This window comes from Streptomyces formicae, assembly GCF_002556545.1.
In the GTDB taxonomy this organism is placed as follows: domain Bacteria; phylum Actinomycetota; class Actinomycetes; order Streptomycetales; family Streptomycetaceae; genus Streptomyces; species Streptomyces formicae_A.
In genome coordinates this window covers 8,858,288-8,872,188 of the sequence record NZ_CP022685.1, presented here as the reverse complement: position 1 = coordinate 8,872,188, position 13,901 = coordinate 8,858,288, and the positions used below count along the sequence as shown (strand labels likewise).

General features: G+C 72.0%; 13 protein-coding genes. 9 read left to right on the top strand and 4 right to left on the bottom strand.

Going from position 1 to position 13,901, the window contains the following annotated elements; all coding sequences use genetic code 11:
- Positions 1 to 45 precede the first annotated feature (45 nt).
- Entirely contained in the window at positions 46 to 777 is a 732-nt protein-coding gene (locus KY5_RS38185; protein ID WP_098246493.1) for a CBS domain-containing protein, read from the bottom strand.
- Positions 778 to 943: 166 nt separating this feature from the next.
- On the opposite strand from KY5_RS38185, the gene KY5_RS38180 reads away from it, so the two are divergent.
- The 9 genes from KY5_RS38180 to KY5_RS38145 all read left to right on the top strand — a co-directional run bounded on the left by KY5_RS38180 (position 944) and on the right by KY5_RS38145 (position 8,579).
- On the top strand, positions 944 to 1,807 hold the full coding sequence (locus KY5_RS38180) for a universal stress protein (protein WP_098247754.1): 864 nt from the start codon (positions 944 to 946) through the stop codon (positions 1,805 to 1,807).
- Positions 1,808 to 1,888: 81 nt separating this feature from the next.
- Positions 1,889 to 4,243 (top strand): phosphoketolase, encoded by a 2,355-nt coding sequence (locus tag KY5_RS38175; protein ID WP_234363072.1) that lies wholly within the window; start codon positions 1,889 to 1,891, stop codon positions 4,241 to 4,243.
- Positions 4,244 to 4,414: 171 nt separating this feature from the next.
- On the top strand, positions 4,415 to 4,786 hold the full coding sequence (locus KY5_RS38170) for a VOC family protein (protein ID WP_098246491.1): 372 nt from the start codon (positions 4,415 to 4,417) through the stop codon (positions 4,784 to 4,786).
- 7 nt (positions 4,787 to 4,793) lie between these two features.
- The gene (locus KY5_RS42345) at positions 4,794 to 4,970 is read left to right on the top strand and encodes a hypothetical protein (RefSeq protein WP_199843429.1); all 177 of its coding nucleotides are present in this window, start codon (positions 4,794 to 4,796) and stop codon (positions 4,968 to 4,970) included.
- Positions 4,967 to 5,428 carry a monovalent cation/H+ antiporter complex subunit F gene (locus tag KY5_RS38165; RefSeq protein ID WP_098246490.1) on the top strand — a complete coding sequence of 154 codons (462 nt, stop codon included), beginning with the start codon at positions 4,967 to 4,969 and terminating at the stop codon, positions 5,426 to 5,428. Before KY5_RS42345 ends, KY5_RS38165 begins: the two co-directional genes overlap by 4 nt.
- Before the next feature lie 37 nt (positions 5,429 to 5,465).
- The gene (locus KY5_RS38160; RefSeq protein WP_098246489.1) at positions 5,466 to 5,738 is read left to right on the top strand and encodes a Na(+)/H(+) antiporter subunit B; all 273 of its coding nucleotides are present in this window, start codon (positions 5,466 to 5,468) and stop codon (positions 5,736 to 5,738) included.
- Positions 5,735 to 6,490 (top strand): MnhB domain-containing protein, encoded by a 756-nt coding sequence (locus tag KY5_RS38155; RefSeq protein WP_098246488.1) that lies wholly within the window; start codon positions 5,735 to 5,737, stop codon positions 6,488 to 6,490. Before KY5_RS38160 ends, KY5_RS38155 begins: the two co-directional genes overlap by 4 nt.
- Positions 6,487 to 6,837, top strand: a complete 351-nt coding sequence (locus KY5_RS38150; protein WP_098246487.1) for a sodium:proton antiporter — start codon at positions 6,487 to 6,489, stop codon at positions 6,835 to 6,837. Before KY5_RS38155 ends, KY5_RS38150 begins: the two co-directional genes overlap by 4 nt.
- The gene (locus KY5_RS38145) at positions 6,834 to 8,579 is read left to right on the top strand and encodes a complex I subunit 5 family protein (RefSeq protein WP_098246486.1); all 1,746 of its coding nucleotides are present in this window, start codon (positions 6,834 to 6,836) and stop codon (positions 8,577 to 8,579) included. Before KY5_RS38150 ends, KY5_RS38145 begins: the two co-directional genes overlap by 4 nt.
- A 38-nt stretch (positions 8,580 to 8,617) precedes the next feature.
- Here the strand turns inward: KY5_RS38145 and nrfD are convergent, their stop codons facing one another.
- Genes nrfD through fdh form a run of 3 tightly spaced genes read right to left on the bottom strand, consistent with a single transcriptional unit; the run spans position 8,618 to position 13,804 of the window.
- A complete protein-coding gene (gene nrfD, locus KY5_RS38140; RefSeq protein ID WP_234363071.1) occupies positions 8,618 to 9,589 on the bottom strand; it encodes an NrfD/PsrC family molybdoenzyme membrane anchor subunit in 972 nt (323 codons plus the stop codon).
- On the bottom strand, positions 9,586 to 10,536 hold the full coding sequence (locus KY5_RS38135; protein WP_098246484.1) for a 4Fe-4S dicluster domain-containing protein: 951 nt from the start codon (positions 10,534 to 10,536) through the stop codon (positions 9,586 to 9,588). The genes nrfD and KY5_RS38135 overlap by 4 nt, the downstream gene beginning before the upstream one ends.
- A gap of 4 nt (positions 10,537 to 10,540) precedes the next feature.
- Positions 10,541 to 13,804, bottom strand: a complete 3,264-nt coding sequence (gene fdh, locus KY5_RS38130; RefSeq protein ID WP_098246483.1) for a formate dehydrogenase — start codon at positions 13,802 to 13,804, stop codon at positions 10,541 to 10,543.
- Between the last annotated feature and the right edge of the window lie 97 nt (positions 13,805 to 13,901).

Below are 13,901 nucleotides of genomic sequence, written 5' to 3'. Positions count from 1 at the left end.
TCCTTGTGCAGGACCTCCGTGATGGTCATGGCGATCGAGCCCTCCTCAGAGTTTGCGCAGCCATTCGTCGGCCACGCCCCGCAGGGCCTGGTCACTCGGTTGGAGGTGGGAGTCGTCCACGCGGTAAGTCAGCTTGTCGACCACCGCGACGACCCCGTCGATCTCCCGCGTCATGTGCAGCGCGATGGGCACCTCGCTGCGGCGCTCCACCTGCCCGTCCAGCGTCACCACACCGTCCCGTACGTGGACGTCGATGGCCCGCGGTGCCAGCCACAGGGCCTGGACCAGGACCTGTTCGATCACCTCGTGACGGATGCCGTCGTCCGGGCGCAGGAAGACCTGGAGCAGATCGCGCCGGGTCACGATGCCCACCAGTCGGTCCTCGTCGTCGATGACGGGCAGCCGCTCCACCCGGTGCTGGGCCATCCGGCGGGCTCCCTCGGCGATGCTCTTGCCCGAGTGGACACAGACCGGGGGCCGGGACATCAGCTGTCCTGCCGTGCGTGCCGTGGCCTTGGAGCGGTCCTTGCGCGCGACGGGGTGCTTCCTCCGGAGCCGGAAGCGACGGGGCGGCTGCTCGGGGTCGGGGGCCTCGGCCTCGCGTACCAGCAGGTCCGTCTCCGAGACCACCCCGATCACCTTGTCGTCGGCGTCGATCACCGGCAGCCCGCTGATGCGGTGCGTGTCCAGGAGCCTGGCCACCTCCTTGAAGGGGGTGCCGTACCGGGCGCTGACCACGTCGCTGGTCATCACCGAACCGATCTTGCTGTGCCTCATCTCGGTCTCCTCCCTGCCGTACGGCCACTGTGCGCGGGCCGTCGCGGTGGCGACAGGGGCCGAATGTCCCCCAGCGGGGCCTGTTCGCCCCTCCCCCGGCGGCCTCCTCGATGACACGGTCCGAGGACGAGCCCCTGCCGGGGGCGTGCCGGAAGGCGGTGGCATCGTGGACAAGCCCCTGATCGTCGGGGTCGACGGCTCGGATCCGAGCCTGCGCGCACTGGACTGGGCCGTGGACGAGGCCGTGGCGCACGGAGTGCCGCTGCGTGTCGTGCACGCCTCCGGGTGGGAGTGGTACGAGGGGCACGAACCGTCCTTCGGCATCAACCAACCGTCCGTACACCTCCTTTCGGAGCGCATCACGGCCTCGGCGGTCGAGCGCGCGCAGCGTCGTACGGCCTCCGTCAAGGTGACGAGCGAGGTGCTGTCCGAGGACCCGTCCCTCGCGCTCGTACGACTCAGCGCGGAGGCGGGCGCCGTGGTGATCGGCAGCCGGGGGCGCGGTGAACTCGCCGAACTGCTGCTCGGCTCGGTCGGCCTGTCCGTCGCCGCGCACGCCGCGTCGCCCGTGATCGTCGTGCGCGGCGACGAGAAGAACACGCGCCACGACTTCCGCACCGTCGTCCTCGGCGTCGACGACCCCGACGAGTCGGCGCCCGCCGCGGACTTCGCCCTCCGACACGCGCGGGCACACGGCGCTTCCGTGACGGCCGTGCACGCCTGGCGCTGCCCCGCGCGCGAACTGCCCGACGCGCCCACGGCGCTCCGGGACGAGCACCAGCGGCGGGCCGAGGAGCAGCTCGACCGGGCCGTGCGCGCCGCGACGGCCGCCCGTCCCGGGACCACGGTGCGTGGCGAGGCCCGTGAGGGGTACGCGCGCACCACGCTCCTCGCCGCGGCCCACGCGGCGGATCTTCTGGTGGTCGGTGCCCGCCGCAGGAAGGGGCACGTCGGCATGCAGCTCGGTCCGGTCAACCACGCGGTGCTGCACCACGCGACCTGCCCGGTCGCCGTCGTTCCGCACACCTGATCGTTCCCGCGCGGAAATCCGCGTGCCCGGCCACTACCGTACGCCGCACAAGTCCTGACAACTCCCCATACAGGAGGCACAGTGACCCACGTCCGACAGTCGGCCCTCCACGCCCACTGGCGAGCCGCCAACTACCTCGCCGTCGGCCAGATCTACCTGATGAGCAACCCGCTGCTGACCGAGCCGCTGCGCCCCGAGCACATCAAGCCGCGTCTGCTCGGGCACTGGGGCACCTCCCCCGGGCTCAACCTCGTCCACACGCACCTCAACCGCGTCATCACCGAGCGCGGCCTCGACGCGCTGTGCGTGTGGGGTCCCGGGCACGGCGGCCCTGCCGTCCTGGCCAACTCCTGGCTCGAGGGGAGCTACACGCAGACGTATCCGGACGTCACCCGGGACGCGGAGGGGATGGCGAAGCTGTTCCGCCAGTTCTCCTTCCCCGGCGGCGTGCCCAGCCACGTGGCGCCCGAGACCCCCGGCTCGATCCACGAGGGCGGCGAGCTCGGCTACTCCCTGGCGCATGCCTACGGGGCCGCCTTCGACCATCCGGACCTCCTGGTCACCTGCGTGGTCGGCGACGGCGAGGCGGAGACCGGGCCGCTCGCCACCTCCTGGCACTCGACCAAGTTCCTCGATCCCGTCCACGACGGCGCCGTGCTGCCGATCCTCCACCTCAACGGCTACAAGATCGCCAACCCGACCGTCCTCGCCCGGCTCCCCCAAGCCGAACTCGACGCGCTGCTCAAGGGATACGGCCACGAACCGCTCCACGTCTCGGGTGACGACCCGCGCAAGGTCCACCAGGCGATGGCCAAGGCCATGGACCAGGCGCTCGACCGCATCACCGCCATCCAGCAGGCCGCCCGGAGCGGGGGCGCCGCGCAAGGCCGGGCCCGCTGGCCGATGATCGTGCTGCGCACGCCCAAGGGCTGGACCGGCCCCGATGCCGTGGACGGCGAACCCGTCGAGAACACCTGGCGTTCGCACCAGGTCCCGCTCTCCGGCGTACGGGAGAACCCGGAGCACCTGCGGCAGTTGGAGGCGTGGCTGCGGTCGTACCGCCCCCAGGAGCTGTTCGACGCGGACGGCCGCCCCACCTCGCAGGTGCTCGACTGCGTCCCCGAGGGTGCGCGGCGTCTGGGCGCGGGCCCCCACGCCAACGGCGGCCTGCGCACCCGCCCGCTGCCGCTGCCACCGCTGGAGAGGTACGCCGTGCCCGTCGACAAGCCGGGCACCGCCCTGCACGAACCCACCCGGATCCTGGGCAGGCTGCTCGCCCAGGTCATGGCCGACACCGCCGAGCGGCGCGACTTCCGGGTCGTCGGTCCCGACGAGACCGCGTCCAACCGCCTCGACGCCCTCTTCGAGATCACCGGCAAGGCCTGGCAGGCGGGGACCCTCGGCACCGACGAGCACCTCGCCAAGGACGGCCGGGTCATGGAGGTGCTGTCCGAACACCTCTGCCAGGGCTGGCTCGAGGGCTACAACCTCACCGGCAGGCACGGCCTGTTCTCCTGCTACGAGGCGTTCGTGCACATCGTCGACTCGATGGTCAACCAGCACATCAAGTGGCTCAAGACCTCTCGCTCACTGCCCTGGCGCGCACCCGTGCCCTCCCTCAACTACCTGCTGACCTCGCACGTCTGGCGCCAGGACCACAACGGCTTCTCGCACCAGGACCCCGGCTTCGTCGACCACGTCCTCAACAAGAGCCCCGACGTCGTACGCGTCTATCTGCCGCCGGACGCCAACACCCTGCTCTCCGTGGCCGAGCACGTCCTGCACAGCCGCGACTACGTCAACGTCGTCGTCGCCGGGAAACAGCCCTGCTTCGACTGGCTCTCCCTCGACGAGGCCCGGGTCCACTGCGCGCGCGGGGCCGGGGTGTGGGAGTGGGCGGGCACCGACGACGGGACGCGGGACCCGGACGTGGTCCTCGCCTGCGCGGGAGACGTGCCCACCCAGGAGGTCCTCGCGGCCGCATCGCTGCTGCGCGAGCACCTGCCCGAGCTCGCCGTCCGGGTCGTCAACGTCGTCGACATCGCCCGCCTGATGCCCCGCGAGGAACACCCGCACGGCATGGCCGACTCCGCCTACGACGCGCTCTTCACCCGCGACAAGCCGGTGATCTTCGCCTACCACGGCTACCCCTGGCTGATCCACCGCCTCGCCTACCGCCGCACCGGCCACGAACACCTGCACGTGCGCGGCTACAAGGAGGCGGGCACCACGACCACGCCGTTCGACATGGTCGTCCGCAACGACCTGGACCGCTACCGGCTCGTCATGGACGTCATCGACCGCGTCCCCGGCCTCGCCGTGCGCGCCACCGCGGTACGCCAGGCCATGACCGACGCCCGCACCCGCCACCACTCCTGGATCCGCGCCCACGGCACCGACCTGCCCGAAGTCGCCGACTGGACGTGGACCGGCTGACGGCCGCACGACGCGCCTCCCTCGCCCGCCCCCGCACAACTGGAAGAGTTCCCCCACCGGAGGCACCGCGGCGCCCGCGCATACCCGCGCCACGCCTGGGCACCCGCCCGCTCTCGGCAGAGACGACCGCATCCGGCACGGATGGACACTCCCGGACAAGGAGCGCACGACATGCCTGTCGCCCAGTACTGCCTGACCGCCGTGGACTGCCCCGACCCCGCCGCGCTCGCGGGCTTCTACGCCGCGTTGCTCGGCGGAGAGATCACCCAGGACAGCGAGGACTGGTACGACCTGTACGCGCCCGGCGGTCACCGGATCGCCTTCCAGCGCGCGCCCGACCACCGGCCGCCCCGGTGGCCCAGCGCCGACGGCGACTCCCAGCAGCTCCATCTGGACCTCCACGTGAGCGACATGGCGGAGGCGGAGTCCCTGGCCCTGTCGCTGGGTGCCATGCCGCTGGACCTGGACGACCAGGACGGGCGACGCGACTTCCGGGTGTATGCGGATCCGGCCGGTCATCCGTTCTGCCTGTGCCGCGTCTGAGGCGCCGATGCGCGAACGGCTGCGCGGCGTCGGGGAGTTCCTGGCCTGGTGGGCGGCGCTCGCCGGGATCTGGCTCGTGCTGATCAGCACGGTCGATGCCATGGAGCTGGCGGTGGGAGCCTGCTGCACGGCGGTGGGCGCCCTGGCCGCGACCGCGGCCAGGCGCGCGGCGGAGTCCCGGTGAACGCGTGGGCGGCGTGCGGTGCCGCGCTCCTGGCCTTCGGCATGGTGCCGGTGATCTGGGGTGTGGCGGCGGGGTCGCTGGCTCGCAGGCTGCTCGCGCAGAACACCGGAAGCACCGTGGTCGCCCTGACGTTCCTGCTGCTCGCGCAGGGGTACGGGCGGCCTTCGTACGTCGATCTGTCGCTGGTCGTCGGCCTTCTCGGGCCTGTCGGCACCCTGGTGTGCGTCCGACTGCTCGCCGACGACCTGGCGGACGGAGCGCCACGCGGGAGTTCCGTCGTGACAGGGACGTGTGTCATCGCGTCGGTGTCGGTGACCGTCGCCGTGTGTGCGGCGACGGCGCCCGGCAGGTCGCTCGTGAAGCTGCTCCTCATCGGTGCGCTGGTGGCCGTCGGCAACGTGGTCGCCGCACGGTCCCTGACGGTGGGCGTGGTGGCGAAGGGCGACGCGGCACGGTGAGCGCGCGGCGTCGGGAGTACGGAGGCGGTGAGGCGGCATGAACGGCGACGACCTGTTGATCGCGGTGTGTCTGACGCTGGTCGCGGTGTCGGCGACAGCGGCGGTCGCGGTGCGCGAACCGGCACGGCAGGCACTGGTCCTGGCGGTGCTCGGGCTGACGCTCGCCGCTCTCTTCACGGTGCTTCAGGCGCCGGACGTGGCGCTGTCGCAACTGGCCGTGGGATCGGTGCTCACGCCCCTGCTGATCCTGCTCTCGGTGCGCAAGGTACGGCGTCGCGGGCGCGTCGACGACAAGGAGGCGGGGCGGTGAGCACGGCGCTGCGGCGGTGGGTCCTGGCGATCGGCGCCGCCGGTCTGGGCGCGCTGCTCGTCGGCGCGTTCGCGGCGCTGCCGGACTTCGGCACCGGCGCGCATCCGTACGGCGACCGGGCGACGTCCGAGTCCCTGGCACGGCACACCGCGAACGTGGTCTCGGCGGTCAACTTCGACCAGCGGGCCTTCGACACCCTGGGCGAGGAGTCCATCCTCTTCGCCGCCGTACTCGGCACGGTGGTCCTGCTGCGCCAGACCCGCGACGAGGACCGCGTGCCGCCCGGTTCCGCACGGGTCGACCCCTGGGTGCGGCGCTACGCGCTCGCACTCCTGCCGGTGGCGCTGGTGACGGGCCTGTACGTCGTCGCGCACGGCCAGTTGAGCCCGGGCGGCGGCTTCCAAGGCGGTGTCATCGCGGCCACCGCGGTGCACCTGCTCTACATCGGGGCGGACTACCGGGCGCTGGAACGCATCCGTCCCATGGGCCTGTACGAGGTGGGGGACGCCATCGGCGAGGCCGGATACCTGCTCGTCGGCGTGGTCGGCCTCCTCGCCGGAGCCTCCTTCCTGGCCAACACGCTGCCGCACGGGACGTTCAACACGCTGGCGTCGGGCGGCACCGTGCCGCTGCTGAACGCGGCGGTCGGCATCGAAGTGGCCTGCGCGGTCGTCGTGCTGGTGAGCCGCTTCCTCGATCAGGCGGTGGAGATCACCGATGACGCCAAGAGCGGCAAGGACGGGGCGCGTTGATGCATGTCCTCCCCTATCTGGTGGCGGGCTGGATCTTTCTGGTCGGCTGCTACGGGCTGGCCACCAGCCGCCATCTGGTGCATGCCGTCGGGTGTCTGTCGGTGTGTCAGGCCGCGACGTACGTCCTGTTGCTCGCGGTCGGTTACCGCACGGGTGGCACCGCGCCGGTCAACTCCGACATGGCTCCGCGCTCGCGTCCGCTGGTCGACCCCGTGGTCCAGGCGCTCGCCCTCACCGATGTCGTCGTGGGGGCCACCGTGACCGCGCTCCTGCTGGCCCTGGTGATCCAGGTGGCCAAGCGCCACGGCACCGCCGACCCCGACGAGTTGTCCGAGCTGCGCGGATGAACCACCTGCTGCCCCTGGTCGTGGCCGTGCCGCTGCTCGGCGCCGCCTTCCTCGTCGCCGCGGGCCGGATGCTGCCCCGGATCGCCACCGACGCGGTCGCCGCCGCGGTGGCGACCGGCACGACCGTGCTCGCCGCCGTGCTCCTCACCCGCTCCTCCCCCACGGCCACGGAATGGGTCGGCGGCTGGCAGCCCCACCAGGGCAGGAGCGTGGGCATCGTCCTGGTCGGCGACGCCCCCGGCACGGGCCTCGCCGTGGTCGTCTCCCTCCTGACCCTGGCCGTGCTCGTCTACTCCTGGCGGTACTTCGACGAGGTCCCGCACCGGCACGCCGCCTCGTTCCCCGCCCTCGTCCTCCTCTTCCAGGCCGGGATGTGCGGCTTCGCCCTGACCGGCGACCTCTTCAACGCGTTCGTCTTCTTCGAACTGATGGGAGTCGCCGCGTACGCCCTGACCGGCTACCGCGTGGAGGAACCCAAGGCCGTCCAGGGAGCCCTCACCTTCGGCATCCTCAACTCACTCGGCGCCTACGCGACGTTGCTGGGCATCGCACTGCTGTACGCGCGCACCGGAGAGCTGGGCATGCGGCAGATCGGGACGCGGCTGGACGCCCAAGGGCCCCCGGACGGGCTCGTCCTGACAGCCTTCGTCCTGGTGATGACCGGGCTGCTGGTGAAAGCCGCCGCGGCCCCCTTCCACTTCTGGCTTCCCGATGCCCACGCGGTGGCTCCGACGCCGGTGTGCATGCTGCTGTCCGGTGTGATGGTGGAACTCGGTGTCTACGGCGTGTGGCGGGTGCACGCGACGGTGTTCGCCGGTGCCGGCGGGCTGCCGACGGCCGATGTGGGGCGATGCCTCGTCGCGCTGGGCGCCGTGACCGCCGTACTGGGCGCCGTGCTGTGCTGGCAGCAGCACCATCTCAAGCGGCTGCTCGCCTACTCGACGATCGCGCACACCGGGCTCTTCCTCTTCGGGATCGGCTTGCTGCGCCCGGAGTCCACCGCCGGTGTCGCCCTGTACGTACTGGGCCACGCGGGAGCCAAGGCCGCGCTGTTCGCCTGCACCGGGATCCTGCTCGACCGGTACGGCAGCGTCGACGAGCGCGAACTCCACGGGCGCGGCGGGGGGTTGCGTCTGGTGGGCGTGCTCTACACGGTCGCGGCCCTGGCCCTTGCGGGCCTGCCGCCGTTCGGCACCGCCCTCGGGAAGGGAACGGCCGAGGAGGCCGCGGGCGTGGTCGGCACCCTCCTGTTCGCCGTCGTGTCCGCGCTCACCGGAGCGGCCGTGCTGCGTGTCGCGGCGCGCGTGTTCTGGGGGCTCGGCCCGCGCCCGCGCCCCACACAGGCCCAGGAGACGACGGGCCGTGACGAGGAGCCGGAGACACGGGGCCTGCTGTCGCGCGTGCCGCTGCCGATGGTGGCCGTGCCCGCGGCCCTGCTCACGGGCGCCCTGGCCGTCGGCCTCGTGCCCGCGCTCGCCACCGGGAGCGGCCACGCATTCGGCGCCCCCGCGGCACTCGCTCCGCACTGGACTGCCGCCTCCGTGCTCACCGGCCTGGTGTCCGTCGCGTGCGCGGCGGGAGGCGCCGCGCTGGCCCTGCGGCGTGCCGCGCCTCAAGAGCCCTACGCGTGGACTGCGCCACTGCGCCGACTGCACTCGGGACACGTCGGGGACTACGTCGCGTGGTTCGTGCTCGGCACCGCGCTCCTCGGCGCGCTGGCCCTCCCCGCGGTCCTGTCCTGAGGACCGCCTCCGGGGACACCCGCGCGTCCGAGGCCGCCCTACGCGGTGTCAGCGCGTCCCTGGCGTGCGGTCCCGTCGACGCGTTCGCGCTGCGGGACGACCGTGTAGCGCGGATCCTCCGCGGAGGCGATGCCCGCGGCGAAGATCCCGAAGCGGGTGCACGCGGAACCCGCCAGGAGGGCGAGGCCGCTCGCGACGGTGAGGGGGCGGTGTCCGGAGACGGCTCCGCCCACGGCTCCCGCGACGGTCAGCGCCTTCGACCACCGCAGGAGGCGGCCCGCGCGCCCGGTCCGGTAGGTCTCCGCGACCATGCCGAGGTCGTGTTCGGCCGCACGGGTCGCCGCTTGTTCCGCGACGGCCGCGAGGACCGCCGCGCAACGGGCCGGAGCGTTCTCCCGCGCCGGTCCCACCAGCAGCGCCATGCCGGATGCCGCCGCGGTGGCGGAGGCTGCGAACAGGTAAGGGAGTGGGCGGTGGGCGCCGTGCCACGCGGGGACGGCGGTGTCGGCGGCGAGCACCCCCGTGTAGGTGGCGAGCGCCGGACCCAGCAGCGCGGCGCCCGTGGTCGAGGCGGCCCCGAGCCGCGGCAGACGGCCGGTGACCGCGCACAGCACCGAGGCGCCCGCGGCGGGGGCGTAGACGCTGAGGATCCACGAACCGACGCTCATGGGCGAGGTCGGCTTGATGACGCGGAGCATGTTCGGGAACCGGCTCGGCACCCCGAGGTCGTTGATGAGCGCCGCTGTCGACAGGGTGACGGAAGCGAGTGAGGAGACCTTCAGCGCGGTGGCGGTGTGGTGATGCCCCGTCAGGTGCGCGCCGGCGGCGAGCAGCGACCCGGCCCCCGCGAGGCCGCCGAGGAAGAAGTACCCGGCGATGTCCCGGGGGGCCCAGGAGGGCGCCTTGATGACCGGCTTGCCGTAGTACGAGCCGAACTCGGCACGGGGAACCATGAGTTCCTCGCCACGACGGGCCCTGCGCCCGCGGCGTCGGGTGGGCGTGGGACTCATCGACGTCCCCTCCTGCGGTCGAGGGCGGGCAGCGCGAAGGACAGGACGGCACCGCCGATGAGCGAGAGGGCGGCGGCGCCCGCGTGCTTCCACATGGCGGGCAGATCGCGGGTGGTGACGACCGGGTCCGGGGGCAGGCCGTAGACCTCGGGCTCGTCGAGCAGGAGGAAGAAGGCGCCGTCGCCGCCGACGCCATCCTCGGGGTCGTGCCCGTACAGTCGCGCTTGGTCGACACCGGCGTCGTGCAGTTGCTCGACGCGGAGGGCGGCTCGCTCCCGCAGTTCGTCCAGGGGACCGAACTGGATCGACTCGGTGGGGCACGCCTTCGCGCAGGCGGGTTCCTGGCCCGCGCCGAGCCGGTCGTAGCACAGGGTGCACTTGAACGCCCGGCCGTCGTCGGGGCGTTGCTCGATGACGCCGTAGGGGCAGGCGGGGACGCAGTAGCCGCAACCGTTGCAGATGTCTTCCTGGACGACGACCGTGCCGAACTCGGTGCGGAAGAGGGAGCCGGTGGGGCACACGTCGAGGCACGCCGCGTGCGTGCAGTGCTTGCACACGTCGGACGACATCAGCCAGCGCAGTTCCGTGGGCGTGCCGTTCGGGTCCGTGGCGGGCCGGGGCGGTGCCGCGCCGTCGAGCAGGGGCAGTTCGGTGCGCCCGTCGGCAGCGGGCGGCGAGGGCGGTGCGGGTGCGGCGGGTGGCTGTTCGATGAACGCGACGTGCCGCCAGCTGGAGGCGCCGAGGCCCTGGGTGTTGTCGTAGCTCATGCCGCTCAGGGACAGGCCGTCCGCGGGGACCGCGTTCCACTCCTTGCAGGCCACCTCGCACGCCTTGCAGCCGATACAGACGGAGGTGTCGGTGAAGAACCCGACCCGGGGCGGGGCCTGTTCGTGTCCCGCGTCCGCCGCGACATCCCGCTCGGGACCGCTGAGGAGGTGCTCGTCCACGATGTCACTCCGTCCCGGTGGTCTCGTCGATGCCCGCCTTGCGGCGATGGTCCGCCACGAGCTCGGGCAGGTCGGGCCCCCGTGGCCGCCGACCGGCGATGATGTCGGCCGTGAGCGCCTTGTCCTCCTGGATGTGGGAGTTGGGGTCCAGCGCGATGGCGACCAGCTCGTTCGCCGCGTCGCCCGTGACGACGCCGTTGGGGCCCCAGTGGAAGGGCAGCCCGATCTGGTGGACCGTGCGGCCGTGCACGGTCAGTGGCCGCAGCCGCTCGGTGACCATGACCCGCGCCTCGATGGCGTTGCGCGCGGTGATGATCGTCGCCCAGCCGCCGTGTTCGAGCCCGCGCTCGGCCGCGAGCTGGGGGGAGAGTTCGCAGAAGAACTCCGGTTGCAGCTCTGAGAGGTACGGCGACCAGCGGCTCATCCCACCGGCGGTGAAGTGTTCGGTGAGGCGGTAGGTGGTGATCACGTACGGGTAGACGTCGGCCCCCGGCTCGTTCCCGCTGGGGTGGTACCTGTTGCCCTCCCTGGGGTGGAGACGGCGTGCGGGAGAACGTGCCTGCGAGGGATACAGCGCGTTGCCGAACGGCGAGTCCTGCGGCTCGTAGTGCGTGGGCAGCGGGCCGTCCTCAAGGCCCGCCGGTACGTAGAGCCAGCCTTTGCCGTCCGCCTGCATGATGAAGGGATCGTCGCCGCGCAGCGCGTCCGGGCCCGTGGCGTCGGGCGCGGGGACGTGGTCGGGGGCACGGTCCGGGATGAAGTCGGGCACGTCGTATCCCGTCCAGCGGCCCTGCGGGGCGTCCCACCACACATACGCCTTGCGCTCGCTCCACGGGGTGCCGTCGGGCGCGGCGGCCGCCCTGTTGTAGAGGATGCGGCGGTTGGCGGGCCACGCCCAGCCCCATTGCGCCGCCACCCAGTCCTGCTCGGTGTGAGGCTTGCGACGGGCGGCCTGGTTCACCCCGTCGGCGAACACCCCGCAGTAGATCCAGCACCCGCAACGGGTGGATCCGTCGTCCTTCAACTCGGTGTAGGAGGACAGTGGTCCCCCGTCCCGCCCGTGCCCGTTGATCTCCGCGAGGACCGCGGCCGCCACCGGCTCGCGCAGCGGGCCCTCTTCCGGGTAGTCCCAGGTCAGATCCTGCACGGGCCGGTCCATCGGGTCGGTGGAGGCGGCCAGCTTCTCCTTGACGCGCCGTCCCAGGTGGTACATGAACCACAGGTCGCTGCGCGCGTCGCCCTGCGGCTCCACGGCCGCGTGGTGCCACTGGAGCCAGCGGTTGGTGTTGGTGAAGGAGCCGGACTTCTCGGTGTGGGAGGCGGCGGGGAAGAAGAACACCTCCGTGGCGATGTCCTCGGTGCGCAGCTCCCCGCTCTCGATCTCGGGCCCGTCCTGCCACCACGTGGCCGACTCGATCAGGGAGAAGTCGCGGACCACCAGCCACTCCAGGTTGGCCATCCCCAGGCGTTGCAGACGGGTGTTGGCCGATCCGACGGCGGGGTTCTCCCCCATCAGGAAGTAGCCCTTGCAGACGCCGTCGAGCTGGGCGAGCACCGTCTCGTAGGTGCTGTGCGAGCCGGTCAGACGGGGCAGGTGGTCGAAGCAGAAGTCGTTGTCGGGCGTGGCCGCGTCACCGAAGTACGCCTTGAGCAGGCTGACGAAGTACGCGCGCATCTCGCCCCAGAACCCCTTGTCCGTACGGCTGGCCGCGATGAAGGCGTCCAGGTCCTCGTGCGCGTGCGCGTGCGGCATCGGCAAGTAGCCGGGCAGCAGGTTGAACAGGGTGGGGATGTCGCTGGAGCCCTGGATCGAGGCGTGTCCGCGCAGCGCCTGGATGCCGCCGCCCGGGCGTCCGATGTTGCCCAGGAGCAGCTGGAGCACGCTCGCGGCCCGGATGTACTGGGAGCCCACCGAGTGCTGGGTCCAGCCCACCGCGTACACGAAGGCGCTGGTGCGTTCGCGACCGGAGTTGGCGGTGAGCGCGTCGCACACCGCCGAGAACGCCTCCCGCGGCACGCCGCACACCTCCTCGACCAACTCCGGTGTGTAGCGGGCGTAGTGGCGCTTGAGGATCTGGTAGACGCACCGGGGATGGCGCAGCGTCTCGTCGCGTTCGGGGGCCGCCTTCTCCTGGGCGCCACCGGAGCCGTGTGCCTCCGCCCCGCCTGCGGCGCTGGTCCTCACCTGTCCGTCGTCGTGCCCGGTGCGGCGCTCGTACTGCTCGTCGACCTCTCCCGTGGGCTGCTGCACCTCCTTGCCCGCGTACTGCCAGCTCACCGGGTCGTAGTGGTGCTGTTCCGGGTCAAGACCCGAGAAGACGCCGTCGAGGTCCTCGGTGTCGCGGAAGTCCTCGCTGACGAGCGTCGCCGCGTTGGTGTACGCGAGCACGTACTCCCGGAAGTCCTTCTCCTCGGTCAGCACGTGGTTGATGACGGCGCCGAGGAAGGCGATGTCGCTGCCCGCGCGGATGGGCACGTGCTGATCGGCGAGAGCGCTGGTGCGGGTGAAGCGGGGGTCCACGTGGATGACCCGCGCGCCGCGCGCCTTGGCCTCCATCACCCACTGGAAACCGACCGGATGGGCCTCCGCGAAGTTCGAGCCCTGGATCACGATGCAGTCCGAGTGCTGCAGGTCCTGCATGAACGTGGTGGCGCCGCCGCGTCCGAAGGACGATCCGAGTCCGGCCACGGTCGAGCTGTGGCAGACCCGCGCCTGGTTCTCCACCTGGATCACACCGAGCGCCGTCAGCAGCTTCTTGATGAGGTAGTTCTCCTCGTTGTCGAGGGTGGCTCCGCCCAGGCTCGCGATGCCGAGCGTGCGCGCCGTGCGCAACCCCTCGTGCTGCCATTCCCAGGTGCGTCGCCGCGTCTCCACGACCCGGTCGGCGACCATGTCCATCGCCGTCTCCAGGTCCAGGGGCTCCCACTCGCTCGCGTGCGGCGCGCGGTACAGCACCTGGTGGCGGCGGGCCGAGCCGGTGGTGAGCTGGAGCGTGGCGGAGCCCTTGGGACAGAGCCGTCCCCGGCTCACCGGCGAATCGGGGTCCCCCTCGATCTGGACGACCCGGTCGTCCTTGACGTACACCTGCTGTCCGCAGCCGACCGCGCAGTACGGGCACACGGACTGCACCACGCGGTCCGCGCTGTCGGTGCGCGGCCGCAGCGCTTCGCTGTGCGCGGACATCGCGGCCCGCCCCCGGCCCAGTGGGTCGGAGCCGGTGAGCTGGCGATAGACGGGCCAGCTCCGGATCCGCTTGCGACTTCCCATGGTTCCTCCGACGCGGTGCCCCAGGGCTTGGTGATGTGTACGAGCCTCATGTCCACGCACTGTGCGGGTGCCCGGTCCGGGCGCTTTTCCACCCTGT